Here is a 16,012-nt window from a genome sequence, read left to right as displayed (position 1 = left end):
AATTTTATCAGGTTATGTCAGTTCGCGGGCGAGTGCCAGCCGGCGCGGGAACGCGGCTGACGGCGGCTCGGAGAGTAGTTTGGGGCCGGATCGCATCCGGCCGCCCGTGCCCCTCGCCCGTCACTGCGGCATGCTACGTTCCGTCTGCAACACGTCGATGAAACCCGAAAAGTCGGCCTCCGCGAGCCCCATCGCCGCGGCGAGCCGCAGCAATTGCTGGACCGTGCCGGCAACCGGCATCGGCGTGCCGGTTTGCTGCGCGGCGGCGGCCACCGTATCCACGTCCTTCTGGAACGTCTTCAGCGCGCCGATCGGTGCGAGGCCGTCCTGCGTCATGCGCGGCACGAAGGTGCGCAGCAGCACCGAGTCGGCCCAGCCGCCCGCGAGCGCCTCGGGCAAATTCGCGGCGTCGATGCCGCTGCGCCGCGCGAGGCTCACGGCCTCGGCAATGGCGGCCACCGTCGCCGTGACGATCGCCTGGTTGCACAGCTTGGTCGTCTGGCCCGCGCCCACGGCGCCCATGTGGGTCACGCGCGCCGCGTAGGCGGCGAGGATGGGCGCCACGGCCGCGACGTCGGTATCCGCGCCGCCCGCCATGATCGCGAGCGTGCCGGCCTGCGCGCCGCCCACGCCGCCGGAAACCGGCGCGTCGACCCAGCCCACGCCGAGCGCCGCCGCCCGTGCCGCAAGCGCGCGCGTGGCGTCCGGCGGAATGCTCGAATGATCGATGATGCAGCGCACGCGCGGGCGCCCGGCCGAACCCGCGCGCTCGTCGAGCAGCCCGTCCGCGCCGAACACCACGGATTCGACCGCCGCCGCGTCAGCCACGCATAGCAACACGACGTCGGCGCCCTGCGCCAGCTCGCGCGGCGTGGCCGCGACCCGTGCGCCGTCGGCGGCCAACGCCTCGGCTTTCGCGGGCGTCCGGTTCCAGACCTGCACCGCGTGACCCACCCGCAGCAGATGGCGGATCATCGGCGCGCCCATCAGCCCCGGTCCGCAAAATCCCAGCTCCTGCCTGTCCATCGTTTCGCCGTCTCCTCTGCCTCGTTGGCCTGGCCCGCGGGCCGGAGCGCCATGATACCGGCCTTCGATTGCCTATACTCGACTGATACCCGCCTTAACCCACCGCGAGGAGACCCCACGATGAACGACCACGTCTACAAGCAGATCGAACTTACCGGTTCGTCCACGGAATCGAGCGACGACGCCGTTCGCTGCGCGATCGCGCGCGCCTCGAAGACGCTGCGCCACCTGCACTGGTTCGAGGTGACAGAAACACGCGGCCTCATCGAGGACGACAAGATCACGCGCTGGCAGGTCACGATCAAGGTCGGGCTGCGCATCGACGATTGACGCCGGCCGCGCACCGCGGCTCCCCCTCGCACGACATCGGCCAGCACAAACAAAACGGCCGCGCAAGCCCGAAGGCTTGGCGCGGCCGCGCCGTGCATGCTGCGTGCGCAGCGCTTACTTCGGCAGCGAGCCGTCCACGCCTTCCACGTACCAGTTCAGGCGCTGCAGTTCCGGATCGGTCAGCGCCTTGCCGGCCGGCACCTTGACGGCGCCCGTCTGGTCCTTGATCGGGCCCGTGAAGACGTCCCACTTGCCGCTTGCGATCGCCTGGCGCTTCGCGTCGACGGCCTTCACCGCGTCGGCGGAAAGTTCGGTCGTGTTCACGTCGCCCAGATCGACGGCCTTCTGCGGGATGCCCCACCACACCGGGTCGTTCTTCCACTTGCCGTCCAGCACCTGCTGGATCGCGGCCACGTAGTACACGCCCCAGTTGCCCTCCACCGAACCCAGATGCGCGTGCGGGCCGAACTTCGCCATGTTCGAGTCCCAGCCGAACGCATGGACGTGCTTCTCTTCAGCCGTCGCGAGCGTCGCGCTCGAGTCGGTGTTCTGCAGCAGCACATCGGCGCCCTGGCCGATCAGCGTCTCGGCCGCCTGCTTCTCCTTGCCCGGATCGAACCAGCTGTTGATCCAGATGACCTTCGTGTGGACCTTCGGATTCACCGAGCGCGCGCCGAGCGTGTACGCGTTGATGTTGCGCACCACCTCGGGGATCGGCACCGAAGCCACGAAGCCGAGCGTATTCGTCTTCGTCGCATAGCCGGCCGCGACGCCCGCGAGATACGCGCCCTGGTACATGCGCACGTCATAGGTGCCGAAGTTCGGCGCTTTCTTGTAGCCCGTCGCGTGCAGGAACACGGTGTCGGGGAAGTCCTTCGCGACCTTCAGCTCGAAGTCCTGGTAGCCGAAGCTCGAACCGAAGATGATCTTGTTGCCCTTGCTCGCCAGATCGCGGAACACGCGTTCGGAGTCGGCCGACTCGGGCACGTTCTCGATGCGCGTGATCTTGATCTTGTCGCCGAACTTCGCCTCGGCCATCTTGGAGCCCTGATCGTGCGCGTAGGTCCAGCCGGCATCGCCCGGATTGCCGAGATAGACGAACGCGACGCCCGGCACGTCGGCGGCCTGCGCCGGCGCGGCGAACGCCGCCGTTGCGCACGCGGCGGCAACGGCAAAAGCGGTCAGGATGGTTTTTTGCATCGTGGATCTCCTGTCGTGGATGAGGAAACTGCGGTTCTTCTTTGATGTCCCGGCCAATCGGTCCCTGGGCGATCCGCTCCAGGCGCCGCGCCCGGGCCGCCCACCTAGGCGGCCCCAAAAAACGCCTTGCCGAGCGAGGCCGGCGCATTGAGCCGGATCGTGTTCGGATTGCGCGAGATGAGCACGAGCACGACGATGGTGGCCACGTATGGCAGCATCGCCAGAAACTGCGTCGGCACGGGCACGCCCACGGCCTGCGCGTAGAACTGCAGGCCCGTGACCGCGCCGAACAGCAGCGCGCCGATCAACAGGCGCCCCGGCCGCCAGGTCGCGAACACGACGAGCGCGAGCGCGATCCAGCCGCGGCCGGCGGTGATCTGCTCCTGCCAGAGGTGCAGCTGCACGATCGAGTAGTAGCCGCCGGCCAGCCCCGACATGGCGCCGCCGAAGAGCGTCGCGCCGTAGCGCACGCCGATCACGGGAAAGCCCACCGAATGCGCGACCTGCGGCGACTCGCCGACCGAGCGCAGCACGAGCCCCGCGCGCGTGCGATAGAGAAACCAGCCGACGACGGCAAACATGAGGAATGCGAGGTAATCGACAGGCGTGTTGCTGAAGAGCGCCGGGCCGAGCACGGGCAAATGCGAGAGCCCGGGAATCGGCCATGCGGCGATGGTCGCCGCATTCGCCGCCGAACTGTACGGCTTGCCGACATACGCCGAGAGCCCGACGCCGAAGATCGTAAGCGAGAGTCCCGTGGCGACCTGGTTGGCGAGCATGGTCAGCGTGAGAAAGCCGAAGAGCAGCGCCATCGCCATGCCGGCCGCGATCCCGGCGACGAGGCCGAGCCACGGATTGCCCGTGATGGTGGTGACGGCGTAGCCGGAGACGGCGCCCATCAGCATCATTCCTTCCACGCCCAGGTTGAGCACGCCCGACTTCTCGGTGACGAGTTCGCCCAGCCCCGCGAACATGAGCGGGATGGCGGCGGTGACGGCGCTCGAGGCGAGCGAACTGGCTTGCTGGATATCCATGTCGTTTTGCTTGAATCCGGAAATCGGGAGTCAGTGACCCGCCGCGACCGCATGACGGCGGCGCACGCGGTAGTTCACGAAGAGATCGGCGCCGAGCAGGCAGAACAGCAACAGCCCCTGGAACACGCCCGAGAGCGCCTGCGGCAGCTGCAGCGAAGTCTGCACCGCCTCGCCGCCGAGATAGAGCAGCGCCATCAAAAGGCTGGCCAGCGCGATCCCCAGCGGATGCAGGCGCCCGACGAACGCGACGATGATGGCCGTGAAGCCGTAGCCCGGCGACCACGTTGCCTGAAGCTGGCCGATCGGGCCCGCGATCTCGCCCATGCCAGCGAGTCCGGCGAGGCCGCCGGAGAGCAGCAGCGAGATCCAGATCGTCTTTTTCTCCGAGAAGCCGGCATAGCGGGCGGCGAGCGGCGCGAGCCCGCCCACGTTCATGCGGTAGCCCGCGAAGCTGCGGCGCATGAAGAGCCAGACGAGCAGAATAGCCACGAGCGTGAGGAAAATCGAAGCGTTCAGGCGCGTGCCGCGCAGCCAGTGAATGCGCCAGTCGCCGCCGAAGGTCGGATAAAGCGCGTCGCCGCTGAACATCTCCGAAAGCGGAAAGTTCATGCCGTTCGGGTCGCGCCACGGACCGCTCACGAGCCAGATCAGAAGCTGCGTGGCGACGTAGGTGAGCATCAGGCTCGTGAGGATTTCGTTCGTGTTGAAACGGCTCTTGAGCCACGCGGGTATCGCGGCCCAGGCCATGCCGCCCAGCACGCCCGCGAGCATCATGAGAAACAGGATCCACCCGCCCGTGGACTGGTCGAAGTAAATCGCCACGCCGCTCGCCGCAATGCCGCCCAGCACCATCTGCCCTTCCGCGCCGATGTTCCAGACGTTCGCGCGGTAGCCGGCCGCGAGGCCGAGCGCAATGAGGCACAGCGGCGAGGCCTTGAGCAGCAGTTCGGACCAGCCGTTGATGGTCGAAAGCGGCTCGATGAAGAAGGCATACATGGCCTGCAGGGGATCGCGCCCGACGAGGCCGAAGATCAGGAAGCCGATCGCGAGCGTGAGCAGCGCGGCGATCAGCGGCACGGCAATGCGCACCGTGCGGGACGGCGCCGTGCGGGCTTCGAGTCGGTACGGAAAAATCATGATGGTGGGGTCGATCCGGGTAGCGTGGTTCGGGATTGCCGTTGTGTCGTTGTATCGTTTGTCGTCCGGTTCGTCGTGCGCCGGGCTGCGCGCCGCTCGCTGCGCATCAGGCGCGGGCCGCGGGTCCTGGCGCCGCTTCGGGCGGCGGCTCGCCGCCACCCGCTTGTGCCGCGCGGTCGCCGAAGAGCCCCGCCATCCAGCGCCCGATTTCCTCGGCGTTGGTCTCGCCGGTGAGCCGCGCGGGCGAGAGCCGCCCGCCCGCGAGCACGGCGATGCGGTCGCAGATGTCGAAGAGTTCCTCCAGTTCCTCGGAGATCACGAGAATCGCCACGCCGCGCGCCGAAAGATCGAGGAGCTGCTGCCGGATGAACGCGGCCGCGCCGACGTCCACGCCCCAGGTGGGCTGGGCGACCACGAGCAGCTTCGGCGCCTGCAGGATCTCGCGGCCGACGATGAACTTCTGCAAGTTCCCTCCTGAGAGGCTCTGGGCTAGCGCGTCAGGACCGCCGCAGCGCACGTCGAACGCGCCGATGCAACGCTCGGCGAACGCACGCATCGCGCCCGTCTTCAGCCAGCCCGAGCGCACCATGCCCTCGCGATACGCGGTGAGCAAGGCGTTCTCCGAGAGCGACATGGCCGGCACCGCGCCGCGCCCCAGGCGCTCCTCGGGCACGAACGCGAAGCCGAGCGCACGCCGCGCGGCTGCGGAAAGCCGGCCCGCCGGCTTGCCGCAAATCGTCACGGCGTCGGCGGCCACGCCGTGGCGGGCGGTTTGCGCCTCGCCCGAAAGCGCGGCGAGCAGTTCCGCCTGGCCGTTGCCCGACACGCCCGCAATGCCGAAGATCTCGCCCGCATGCACGCCGAACGACACATCGGTCAGCGAGGTGCCGAACGGATCGTCGCTCGGCATCGAGAGATGCTTCACGTCGAGCAGCACTTCTCCCGGCTGATGCGTGCGGCGCGTGTAGTCGGGCAACTCGTGTCCCACCATCAGTCGCGCAAGCGACGCGTGGGTCTCTTCGCGCGGCGTCACATTGCCCGTCACCTTGCCGCCGCGCAGCACGGTGGCCGTGTCGCAAAGCTCCTGGATTTCGTCGAGCTTGTGGCTGATGTACAGAATGCTGCAGCCCTCCGCCGCGAGCCGGCGCAGCGTGCCGAAAAGCTTGCGCACGGCCTGCGGCGTGAGCACGGAGGTCGGCTCGTCCATGATCAGGAGGCGCGGGTTCTGCAGCAGACAGCGCACGATCTCCACGCGCTGGCGCTCGCCCACCGTGAGGCTGTGGACGTGGCGCTGCGGATCGACATCGAGGCCGTACTGCGCCGAGACCTCGCGGATGCGCTTGCCGAGTGTCTTCAGGTCGAACGGCTCGTCGAGCGAGAGCGCGATGTTTTCGCCGACCGTCAGCGTCTCGAAGAGCGAGAAGTGCTGGAACACCATGCCGATGCCGAGCTTGCGCGCGGCCGCCGGGCTCGCGATCTCGACGAGCTGACCTTCCCAGCGGATCTCGCCGGCATCGGGACGCACCGCGCCGTAGACGATCTTCATGAGCGTGCTCTTGCCCGCGCCATTCTCGCCGAGCAGCGCGTGGATCTCGCCGGGCGCGACGGTGAGGGTGACGTCGTCGTTCGCGCGCACGGCCGGGTACTGCTTCGTGATGCCCGAGAGCGCGAGGCGCGGCACCTGCGTGTGTGCGCCCGCGCTTTGCCCCGCCGTCAGCCCCGTAATCAGCCCGGTAGAAGATTCGCCCATTGAGGTTCCGCCGTAGTACGTTATGGGTGTTACGTGTTCCGCATCCATGCCCGCCACTGCAGGGCGGCACCGCGGGGTGGTACTGCGCGGGGTGACGATAACCCGTAAGCCGCGCGTGAGTCGAGCCGCCAAAAATCCGTCTGAGCCGCGCCACACGGCGCTTCTCGGGAAAGCCTCCCTTGACGGCCCCCTCAGTTCATATTAAAAACCATATACCCACAAAGCCCGACGATCAGCCAGAACATATAATCCGGAGAGTTCATGAGTCAGCAACGCGAGGCGATCGACACGTATCTATTGCGCGTCTTGCACACCCTCTTGATGGAGCGCAGCGTGACGCGCGCGGCCGTCAAGCTCAATCAGTCGCAGCCCGCGATCAGCGCGGCGCTGCGCCGCCTGCGCGACATCACCGGCGACCCGCTGCTGGTGCGCGGCAAGTCCGGCATGGTGCCCACCGAATACGGCCTGCGCCTGCTCGAACCGGTGCAGAACGCGCTGCGCGAAATCGAGCGCATCCGCTTCCAGCAGCACAATTTCGATCCCGCGACGTCGATCCGCTGCTACCGCATCGGCTGCCCCGACTACCTGAACGTCCTGTTCGTGCCGACCGTGGTCGAGCGCTTCCGCCAGGCCGCCCCCAACGCGACACTCGAATTCCACTCGCTCGGCCCCGCCTTCGACTATGAACTCGCGCTCGAAGAAGGCAAGCTCGACATCGTCATCGGCAACTGGCCCGAGCCGCCCGAGCAACTGCACCTCTCGAACCTGTTCGTCGACCAGATCGTCTGCCTGATGAGCAACACGCACCCGTTCGCCAAGCGCGGCGGGCTCACGCTCGACCAGTACCTGAACGCGCCGCACCTGGCTCCCACGCCCTACTCGGTCGGCCAGCGCGGCGCCATCGACGTGCATCTCGCGCGCGAGCGCCTCAAGCGCCACGTCGTCGTCACGCTGCCGTACTTCAATCTGGCGCCCTATGTGCTCGTGAAGTCGGACCTCGTATTCACGACCACGCGCCTCTTCGCCGACCACTACGCGCGCTTCCTGCCGCTCACGGTCGTGCCCGCGCCGCTCGATTTCCCGCCGATGCAGTACTACCAGTTGTGGCACGAACGTTGTCATTACTCGGACGAAGTACGCTGGTTGCGCAGCCTCGTCGCCGAAGCGACGAAGACGCTGATCGCCAAACCCTGACCTTCGCGCGGCCGGGCAGCCATGCCGCCGGCCGCTTGCCCTTCCCCGGCGTCTTAGCGCGCCGACTGAACGAGCTGCGCCGCGAGCCGGTTGTGCCGCTCGATGACGGGTCCGAGTTCGACCGTCTGCAGCACCCCTTCCTTCACCACGACCCGCCCGCCGATCACCGAAAGCGCAACCTGCGACGGCGCACAGAACACGAGCGCCGCCACGGGATCGTGCAGCGCCCCGGCGAACTGCGGCTGGCGCAAGTCGAACGCGATAAAGTCCGCCACCATGCCCGGTGCGAGCGCGCCGATATCGTCGCGGCCCAGCACCTGGGCGCCGCCCAGCGTCGCGATTTCGAGCGCTTCGCGCGCCGTCATCGCATCGGGGCCGAAGCCCACGCGCGCGAGCAGCATCGCCTGGCGGGCCTCGGCTACCATCTGCGCGCCGTCGTTCGACGCCGAACCGTCCACGCCGAGCCCGACCGGCACGCCGGCGAGCCGCATCTTCTTGACGGGCGCGATGCCGGAAGCGAGCCGCATGTTCGAGCACGGGCAATGCGCGACGCCCGTGCCGGTGCGCCCGAACAGGCCAATGCCGTGCTCGTCGAGCTGGACGCAGTGCGCATGCCAGACGTCGCGGCCCACCCAGCCCAGATCCTCGGCATACTCCGCTGGCGTCATGCCGAACTTCTCGCGGCTGTAGGCAATGTCGTTGACGTTCTCCGCGAGGTGCGTGTGCAGGGAGACGCCGTAGTGGCGCGCGAGCTTCGCCGACTCGCGCATCAGGTCGCGGCTCACCGAGAACGGCGAGCACGGCGCCACCACCACGCGCAGCATCGCGTAGCGGCCCTCGTCGTGATACGTCTCGATGAGGCGCTGGGTGTCGGCGAGAATCGCGTCCTCGGTCTCGACGACCGCATCGGGTGGCAGGCCGCCATCCTTCTGGCCGACGCTCATGCTGCCGCGGCTCGCGTGAAAACGCATGCCGATCTGCTGCGCGGCGCGGATGCTGTCGTCGAGACGGCTGCCGTTCGGATAGATGTAGAGGTGGTCGCTCGAAGTCGTGCAGCCCGAAAGCAGCAGCTCGGCCATGGCCGTGAGCGTCGAGACCTCGATCATCTCGGGCGTGAGGTTCGCCCAGATCTTGTAGAGATTCGTGAGCCAGCCGAAGAGTTCAGCGTCCTGCGCGGCGGGCACGGCGCGCGTGAGGCTCTGGTACATGTGGTGGTGCGTGTTGACAAGTCCCGGCATCACGAGATGCCCGCTCAGGTCGAGCACATCGTCGGCGGTGTCGGGCAACTCGTCCGCCGCGCCGACCGCGACGATCCGGTTGTCCTCCACGTAGAGGCCGCCGCCGCGAATTTCGCGCCGCGCGCCGTCCATCGTCACCAGCACATCGGCGTTCCTGACCAGCAGCGTCTTGCCGCGGCTTTTCTCGAGTGTGCGTTCCATCGTGTCTGTTCGCTCCGTCATTCGTACGTATCCGTGCCGCGGTGCAGGTTCTGCCCGCGGCATGTGAATCAGACGTCCGTGCCGCACACGCCAGCGATTCCGGGTGCCCGGGTGCCGACGCGTCCCGAACACGAACGCCGCTGGCCCGGTTACCCGGCTAAACCGCCGTCTTCGGGACGCGCAGCACACGCTGCGCATGTCTGCTACCTTCCCCGGCCAAAATTTCGCTGGCAATTCACGCAGGCGCGATACCCGGATTCAGCACGGCCATATAAAGGTCGAATTTTGGCGCCAGTACGATGACCGGGAGCGGCTTTTTACGCCAAAAAAACCAGGGCGAACCCTCCCCCGGCGCCGGCCGGAAACGCTGCTGCGGCGCGGCTCTCATGCTGCGGGCATTATCTTTCTTATCGGTCATGCGCTGGAGCCTCGATCGTTCTTAAAATGCGGTCACGGCGCTCGATTCGATCCGCCGACGGGTATGTAGCCACTGCTGATGTGGAGCCTCGATCCGCCGCCATGCTTCATGGGATCGGATCGGGCTACCGCTGAAATTTCGCACATTTATCACAAGCAAGACACAAGGAAACTGCGAATGGGCAAGCTCACTACCCATGTGCTCGACACGGCCAACGGCCGTCCCGGCGCGGGCATCACGGTCGAACTCTTTGCGCTTTCGGGCGACACGCGCCGCGCGCTGAAAACCGTCACGACGAACCATGACGGCCGTTGCGACGAGCCGCTGCTCGAAGGTGCCTCGCTCGCCGCGGGCGAATACGAACTCGTGTTCCATGCGGGCGACTACTTCGCCTCGCTCGGCACGAAGGTGCCGGAGCCGCGCTTCGTCGATCGCGTGGTGCTGCGCTTCGGCATTGCCGACACGGCCGCGCACTACCACGTGCCGCTGCTCGTCTCGCCGTGGTCGTACAGCACGTACCGCGGCAGCTGAAGCCCGGCGACGTCTGCCAAGCCAACAATAATTCCCGGACATCAAGGACCGGCGGCGCTTGGGTAAAGGCGCCGGACCCCGCAGTCCGCGCGTAGCGTCTCACGGCTCACGCGCGCAACGATTCAGGAGTGGAGGAGTTTCATGGAAGGCTTTATCACCGACTGGCTGAACCTCGCCTTGCGCTGGTTCCACGTCATCGCCGCGATCGCATGGATTGGCGAATCGTTCTATTTCGTCGCGCTCGACAACAGCCTCAAACCGCCTACGGACCCGAACCAGCGCCGTCGCGGCGTGTTCGGCGAACTGTGGCACGTGCACGGCGGCGGTTTCTACAACATGCAGAAGTACACCGTCGCGCCGCCCGAAATGCCCGACGACCTGCACTGGTCGAAGTGGCCGTCGTACACGACGTGGCTCTCCGGCGCGTCGCTCTTCACGGTGCTCTACCTGTTCGCGCCGAACACCTACCTGATCGACAAGACCGTGCTCGACATGGGCCCGGTCGTCGCGGTCTTCTCGGCGCTCGGCTTCCTCGCCGCGGGCTGGATCGTCTACGACTCGCTGTGCCGCCTGCTCGGCACCAAGGACAAGCTGCTCGGCGTGTGCGTGGGCATCTACGTGGTGATCGCCGCGTACCTCGCCTGCCATATCTTCTCGGGCCGCGCCGCGTATCTGATCATGGGCGCGATGCTCGCGACGATCATGTCGGCGAACGTGTTCTTCGTCATCATCCCCGGCCAGCGCAAGATGGTCGACGCGATGCTCAAGGGCCAGGAGCCGAACCCGATCTACGGCAAGCGCGGCAAGCAGCGTTCGGTGCACAACACCTACTTCACGCTGCCGGTGGTGTTCGCCATGCTGTCGAACCACTACGCGATGACCTACGCGCACGAGTACAACTGGGCCATTCTCGTCGTGATCATGCTGGCCGGCGCGCTGATCCGCCAGTTCTTCGTGATGCGCCACCGCGGCCACGTGCTTTGGTACCTGCCGCTCGGCGGCGTTGCGCTGATGTTCGTCGCGCTCGTCTGGACGCTGCCGCGCCCGGTCGTGCCGCAGGCCGAAGCCGCGAACGCCCCGACGCTGAAGGTCGGCGACATCCAGCCGATCCTGCAGGCCCGTTGCGCGGCGTGCCACTCGGCACACCCGACGCTGATGGGCGCGGCGCCCGCCGGCGTGATGTTCGATACGCCTGACCAGATCTCGCAGAACGCCCAGCGCATTTACCAGCAGGCCGTGCAGATGAAGGCGATGCCGCTGGGCAATGTCACGCATATGACCGATGACGAGCGGCAGAAGCTTGCGGCCTGGTTTGACGGTGGTGCGCAGAAGTAAGACCGTACGCGGCACGTGAGATGTCCCTCGCGCGCCGTGCGGAAATCGAAGGCCCGAAGCGCATCGCGCTTCGGGCCTTTTTGTTATCGTGCCGGCCCCGGCCGCTCCACCCGACCCACATACCGGCGTTGCTTCGGCCACGGTATTCTGGACGCTTACGCCGTTGACACCATCGAATTACGCGGCACGTAGCACCGCGTATTGATGAGTCCGGCTTCGCCCAGGTCAGACTCGCCACATCGGCTTGCAACCTGAGCGGAGCAAGCATGGTTTCGTAACGCGCCCGAGTCGGATGCGACGGCTCGAATAAAGGCCATCCGCCGCGCGCTGCTGCGAATCGCGGTTAAGGAGCGGAAAGTACACGCCCTAAATCCTGAATGCAAAAAAGCCACGGCCTGGTGAGCCGTGGCTTGATTTTTTCATTGCGCCCTCGCGCAATGCGCGGGCTTCAGCCCTGCGCCGCCCGCATCGCCTCTTCAGTCAGCCAGAGCGACTCCGGCAGATCCTGCTCGTTGAGATTGAGCCCGTCGCCGCCGCGATCGACGACGATAAAGTCGCTCACCTCGTCGAGCGCGATCAACGGATGGTGCCAGACGCCCTTCGCGTAATTCACGCCCTGCCAGCCGCGCGAAACGAACGCGCGAATCTTCGCGACGTCCAGGTCGCCCGCCGGCGCCACGACCACGAGATACGGCCGGTCGTTGAGCGGCACGAACGCCTGGCTGCCAAGCGGATGGCGCTCCAGCATCTTCACTTCGAACGGCAGCACGCGCGGCTGCCCCCGGAACAGATTGACGAGCGTGCGCCCGCCCTCGTCCGTCACGTCCACTTTCGCCAGATCGTGATAGCGGATCGTCGTGCCGAGGTTGATCGGAATCTGTTTCGCGCCTTCGAGCTCGATCACGTCGCCAAACGGTGCGAACGTTTCGCGCGTGAGCGGCTCGATGGCCAACGTCGTTCTGGTGTCGCTCATGATGGCCTCGCTGCCGGCGTTCAAGCCAGCGTGCCCCACAAACGCAGGCGCGATACGCCGCCGTCCGGGATGATGTTCAGGCGCACGTGCGTCACCGGGCCAATCGCGGCCAGCTCGCTTTCGAAGTAGTGCTGGTTGTCCATCTGCAGCTTCTGCTCGCCAAGCAGCACGGGCCAGAACATAGCCTGGGTAACGAGCGAGCTGTCCGTGCCGCCCGTCACGCGCGCGGCCTGGATCGAGCAACGGTCCGGATAGTTGCCCTTGAAGTGGCACGTATCGACTTCGATCTTCTTGATGATGCCCGGCTGCGCGAGCGCGATGATCGCCCAGTCGTTGCCCGGCTCGCGGCGGCGGCGCGTTTCCCAGCCGTCGCCCATATTCACGCCGCGGCCCGGCATCAGGATGTTCGAGGCAACACCGAAGTGCTGGTTGTTCGCCGCGACCACATAGGCGCCGTTTTCCATCGCCGCGAGGTCGAACAGTTCCGTGCGGCTCGCACCGTTCCAGTCCACCTGGGGCTGGCCGTAGACGCGCAGGCGCGCGATGCCGCCATCCGGATAAATGTTCACGCGCAGGTGCGTGTACGGCTTGTCGCTCGCGACTTCGACGTAATGATGGCTGTTGCCCTGCAGCGACGTGGACGGCACGATCTCGGTCCACTGCGTGGCGGCGCCCGGCGCGCCTTCCGGCACATAGGCGCCTTCCACCGAAGCCGCGGGCGGATAGTTGCCCGTGAAGTGGCTCGTGTCGAGGTCGAGGCCTTTGATCACGCCCGGGCGCGCGAGCTTGACGACGCACCAGTCGTAGCCCGTCGTGCGCTTGCGGCGCGTTTCCCAGCCGTCCATCCACTTGCCGTGGTCGTCGTACTTGCCGGGAATGAAGACGGCAGGTTCCGGATTGAGCATGCGCTCCTTCGGCGCGAAAAAGTCGTCGCTCGCCTCGAGGGCCTGCGCGCCCAGACGCGGGTCCGCGAGGTTCACATAGCGGCGCGTGAATTCCGGCGCGTTCGGGTCGAGAGTCGGGAGTGCCATCTTTGTCTTCCTTCGTGTCTATTCTGTGATGCGGAAAAGGCGCACCCCCGTCGACCTGATCGACGGGGGTGCGCGGTATTCATGCGTCGATCAGCTCGTCGAGCCGGAAACGCGCAATGCGGTAGATCTGGTCGAGGCTCGCGCGCAGTTCGTCCGGGCGGCTGTTGCTCACGCGCGATTCGAAATTTGCGATGATGCCGTGGCGGTCATAGCCGCGCACCGCGAGAATGAACGGGAATCCGAACTTCTCGCGATACGCCCGGTTGAGCGACTGCAGCTTGTCGAACTCTTCCTGTGTGCACAGATTCAGGCCGGCGCCGCTTTGCTCGCGCGTCGACTCGGCAGTGAGCTCGCCACGCACTGCCGCCTTGCCCGCAAGCTCCGGGTGAGCGTTGATGAGCGCAAGCTGCTTCGCCTCGCCGGCGATCTCCACCGCGCCCGACATCGTGCGATGCAGCGCCTCGATGCTCGCATACGGGCGCTGCGCCGCGGCCACCTCGGCCACCCAGGGCGAGTGTTCGAAGATGCCCGAGAGCGCGGCCACGAAGGCTTCGGTCGAGGCGTTGTTCAACTGGTCGAGGGTGTAGTGCATTGCCTTCATGCGGCGGCCCCGCGGTGATCGTTGTGCTGCGGTTGATAGGGATGATGTTCGCGCCAGTGGCGCGCGATGTCGACGCGGCGGCTGACCCACACGCGATCGTGCTTTTCGATGTGATCGAGGAAGCGCTGCAGCGCGCGGAACCGCCCCGGGCGACCCAGCAGCCGGCAATGCATGCCGATCGACAACATCTTCGGCGCTTCGTCGCCTTCTTCGTAGAGCACGTCGAACGCGTCGCGCAGGTACGTGAAGAAGTGGTCCGCCGTGTTGAAGCCTTGCGGCGAGGCAAAGCGCATGTCGTTCGTGTCGAGCGTGTACGGCACGATCAGCTGCGGCGCGGTCTTGCCGCCCGCAACTTCCACGTCCATCCAGAACGGCAGGTCGTCGCCGTAGTAGTCCGAATCGTAGAGGAAGCCGCCGTACTCCGCGACGAGGCGGTGCGTATTCGGGCTGTCGCGGCCGGTGTACCAGCCGAGCGGGCGCTCGCCCGTCACGCGCTCGATCGCTTCCATGCCGAGCTTCATATGCTCGGCTTCCAGCTCGGGCGACACGTCCTGGTAGTGGATCCAGCGATAGCCGTGGCATGCAATCTCGTGGCCGAGCTCGACGAACGCGCGCGCGGCCTCCGGATGGCGCTCGATCGCCATGCCCACGCCGAACACCGTGAGCGGCAAGCCGCGCTTCTCGAACTCGCGCAGGATGCGCCAGACGCCGGCGCGCGAGCCGTACTCGTAGATCGACTCCATGCTCATGTGGCGCGCCGGATAGGCGGCCGCGCCAACGATCTCGGAGAGGAACTGCTCGGACGCACGATCGCCGTGCAGAACGCAGTTTTCGCCGCCCTCTTCATAGTTGAGCACGAACTGCACCGCGACGCGGGCCTTGCCCGGCCAGTTGGCCTGAACCGGATGCCGGCCATAGCCGATCAGGTCGCGAGGATATTGGGGATCGAGTGCCATGCTGGACGAATCAATCGAAAGGTGGTGGATGAGCTTGTCCGACGAAACGTGATGAATCGACGGAAAGCGGGGGCATCGAACGTGCCGCGAGCGCGGTGCACGGGTGCGGCGGGACGCCGTTGCGGCCCGCTTTCAGGATCGGCCCAGTGTATCCAAATCATCCCGGCGCGCCCATACGCGCGTTCAGATAGTACGGGTCAAGCGAGGTGTATGACCGGCGCCGCACCCCGCTTGCCCTGCCCGCGGGCGTGTTGCGCGTTTACCCGTAGCGCAGCGGCCGCGCGGGCGGCGGGGAGCCCGCGTCTCCCGAGGCCGCGGCGCCCGGACTGAACCGGGCAAAGTCGCCGTCGTAGCGCTTCTCGAGCGGCCGGGCGAAGTCGCCGCGCTTGGCCGTCGCAAGCCGCAGCGCGACGAGCGCCTCGACCCATTTCACCGCCGCCGTCACGCCGTCCACCACCGGCACGGCCAGCGCGTCCTCCACCTGCGCACAGAGGCTCGTCATGCCCGCGCAGCCGAGCACGATCGCATCGGCGCCGTCCTCGTCGAGCGCGCGGCGGCATTCGTCGACAATCGCGCGCCGCGCCGCCGAGCCCGGTTCGTCGAGTTCGAGCACGGCCACGTCGATGGCCCGCACGTTGCGGCAGAAGCGCGTCATGCCGTAGCGCTCGGCGAGATGCCAGGCCATCGCGCGGGTGCGCGAGAGCGTGGTCACGACCGAGAAGCCCGGCGCCAGCACGCTCGCCGCATGCATGGCGGCCTCGGCGATGCCTACCACGGGCCCGCGTGCGAGCTCGCGCGCCCCGTACAGGCCGGGATCGCCGAAGCATGCGATCACGTAACCGTCGAAGCCCTCGCGCTCGCCCGCCTCCACTTCGGCGAGCAGACCCGGCGTTGCGAGCGCCTCGTCGTAATAGCCCTCGATCGACGGCGGCCCCATCATCGGGCTCACCGCCACCACCTCCGTTCCCGCCGCGACCACGGCGCGGGCGCACTCGCCCATTGCGGCGGTCATCCGCTGGGTCGTGTTCGGGTTGATCAGCTTGATACGCATGTTGTC

At 66.9% G+C, this 16,012-nt stretch carries 16 protein-coding genes; 4 read left to right on the top strand and 12 right to left on the bottom strand.

The window, feature by feature from the left end:
* Nucleotides 1-120: 120 nt before the first annotated feature.
* Nucleotides 121-1,026 carry an NAD(P)-dependent oxidoreductase gene (locus BAC01S_RS04855; protein WP_043201134.1) on the bottom strand — a complete coding sequence of 302 codons (906 nt, stop codon included), beginning with the start codon at nucleotides 1,024-1,026 and terminating at the stop codon, nucleotides 121-123.
* 120 nt (nucleotides 1,027-1,146) lie between these two features.
* Between BAC01S_RS04855 and BAC01S_RS04850 the strand changes: the two genes are divergently transcribed.
* Nucleotides 1,147-1,356 carry a dodecin gene (locus BAC01S_RS04850; RefSeq protein ID WP_027793744.1) on the top strand — a complete coding sequence of 70 codons (210 nt, stop codon included), beginning with the start codon at nucleotides 1,147-1,149 and terminating at the stop codon, nucleotides 1,354-1,356.
* 114 nt (nucleotides 1,357-1,470) lie between these two features.
* Here BAC01S_RS04850 and BAC01S_RS04845 read toward each other — a convergent pair whose 3' ends face one another.
* From BAC01S_RS04845 to BAC01S_RS30305, 4 genes are all read right to left on the bottom strand, one after another.
* Nucleotides 1,471-2,556, bottom strand: coding sequence for a BMP family ABC transporter substrate-binding protein (locus tag BAC01S_RS04845; RefSeq protein ID WP_027793806.1), 1,086 nt, complete (start codon nucleotides 2,554-2,556; stop codon nucleotides 1,471-1,473).
* Between the two features lie 104 nt (nucleotides 2,557-2,660).
* Nucleotides 2,661-3,590, bottom strand: a complete 930-nt coding sequence (locus tag BAC01S_RS30310) for an ABC transporter permease (protein WP_043201131.1) — start codon at nucleotides 3,588-3,590, stop codon at nucleotides 2,661-2,663.
* A 30-nt stretch (nucleotides 3,591-3,620) separates the two neighbouring features.
* Nucleotides 3,621-4,727 (bottom strand): ABC transporter permease, encoded by a 1,107-nt coding sequence (locus tag BAC01S_RS04830; RefSeq protein WP_027793742.1) that lies wholly within the window; start codon nucleotides 4,725-4,727, stop codon nucleotides 3,621-3,623.
* Nucleotides 4,728-4,833: 106 nt separating this feature from the next.
* A complete protein-coding gene (locus BAC01S_RS30305) occupies nucleotides 4,834-6,477 on the bottom strand; it encodes an ABC transporter ATP-binding protein (RefSeq protein ID WP_043201128.1) in 1,644 nt (547 codons plus the stop codon).
* A gap of 261 nt (nucleotides 6,478-6,738) precedes the next feature.
* On the opposite strand from BAC01S_RS30305, the gene BAC01S_RS04820 reads away from it, so the two are divergent.
* A complete protein-coding gene (locus BAC01S_RS04820; RefSeq protein ID WP_027793741.1) occupies nucleotides 6,739-7,671 on the top strand; it encodes a LysR substrate-binding domain-containing protein in 933 nt (310 codons plus the stop codon).
* Nucleotides 7,672-7,724: 53 nt separating this feature from the next.
* On the opposite strand, the gene BAC01S_RS04815 is transcribed toward BAC01S_RS04820, so the two are convergent.
* Nucleotides 7,725-9,110 (bottom strand): 8-oxoguanine deaminase, encoded by a 1,386-nt coding sequence (locus tag BAC01S_RS04815; RefSeq protein ID WP_027793740.1) that lies wholly within the window; start codon nucleotides 9,108-9,110, stop codon nucleotides 7,725-7,727.
* A gap of 235 nt (nucleotides 9,111-9,345) precedes the next feature.
* Nucleotides 9,346-9,528, bottom strand: a complete 183-nt coding sequence (locus BAC01S_RS04810; RefSeq protein WP_027793739.1) for a hypothetical protein — start codon at nucleotides 9,526-9,528, stop codon at nucleotides 9,346-9,348.
* Nucleotides 9,529-9,705: 177 nt separating this feature from the next.
* On the opposite strand from BAC01S_RS04810, the gene uraH reads away from it, so the two are divergent.
* Nucleotides 9,706-10,059 carry a hydroxyisourate hydrolase gene (gene uraH / locus BAC01S_RS04805; RefSeq protein WP_027793738.1) on the top strand — a complete coding sequence of 118 codons (354 nt, stop codon included), beginning with the start codon at nucleotides 9,706-9,708 and terminating at the stop codon, nucleotides 10,057-10,059.
* A 141-nt stretch (nucleotides 10,060-10,200) separates the two neighbouring features.
* Nucleotides 10,201-11,394 carry a urate hydroxylase PuuD gene (locus BAC01S_RS04800; RefSeq protein WP_027793737.1) on the top strand — a complete coding sequence of 398 codons (1,194 nt, stop codon included), beginning with the start codon at nucleotides 10,201-10,203 and terminating at the stop codon, nucleotides 11,392-11,394.
* A gap of 448 nt (nucleotides 11,395-11,842) precedes the next feature.
* Here BAC01S_RS04800 and BAC01S_RS04795 read toward each other — a convergent pair whose 3' ends face one another.
* From BAC01S_RS04795 to BAC01S_RS04775, 5 genes are all read right to left on the bottom strand, one after another.
* Nucleotides 11,843-12,367, bottom strand: a complete 525-nt coding sequence (locus tag BAC01S_RS04795; protein WP_027793736.1) for an ureidoglycolate lyase — start codon at nucleotides 12,365-12,367, stop codon at nucleotides 11,843-11,845.
* 20 nt (nucleotides 12,368-12,387) lie between these two features.
* Nucleotides 12,388-13,398 (bottom strand): allantoicase, encoded by a 1,011-nt coding sequence (alc, locus tag BAC01S_RS04790; protein ID WP_027793735.1) that lies wholly within the window; start codon nucleotides 13,396-13,398, stop codon nucleotides 12,388-12,390.
* A 79-nt stretch (nucleotides 13,399-13,477) separates the two neighbouring features.
* Entirely contained in the window at nucleotides 13,478-13,999 is a 522-nt protein-coding gene (gene uraD / locus BAC01S_RS04785; protein ID WP_027793734.1) for a 2-oxo-4-hydroxy-4-carboxy-5-ureidoimidazoline decarboxylase, read from the bottom strand.
* A complete protein-coding gene (puuE, locus tag BAC01S_RS04780; RefSeq protein ID WP_027793733.1) occupies nucleotides 13,996-14,955 on the bottom strand; it encodes an allantoinase PuuE in 960 nt (319 codons plus the stop codon). Before puuE ends, uraD begins: the two co-directional genes overlap by 4 nt.
* 259 nt (nucleotides 14,956-15,214) lie before the next feature.
* Nucleotides 15,215-16,006 carry an aspartate/glutamate racemase family protein gene (locus BAC01S_RS04775; RefSeq protein WP_027793732.1) on the bottom strand — a complete coding sequence of 264 codons (792 nt, stop codon included), beginning with the start codon at nucleotides 16,004-16,006 and terminating at the stop codon, nucleotides 15,215-15,217.
* Nucleotides 16,007-16,012: the final 6 nt, after the last annotated feature.

The sequence above is a fragment of the Paraburkholderia acidipaludis NBRC 101816 genome (assembly GCF_000684975.1).
GTDB classification, from domain to species: domain Bacteria; phylum Pseudomonadota; class Gammaproteobacteria; order Burkholderiales; family Burkholderiaceae; genus Paraburkholderia; species Paraburkholderia acidipaludis.
The sequence above is the reverse complement of the archived record's forward strand: the minus strand, read 5'-3'. Positions and strand labels throughout refer to the sequence as shown.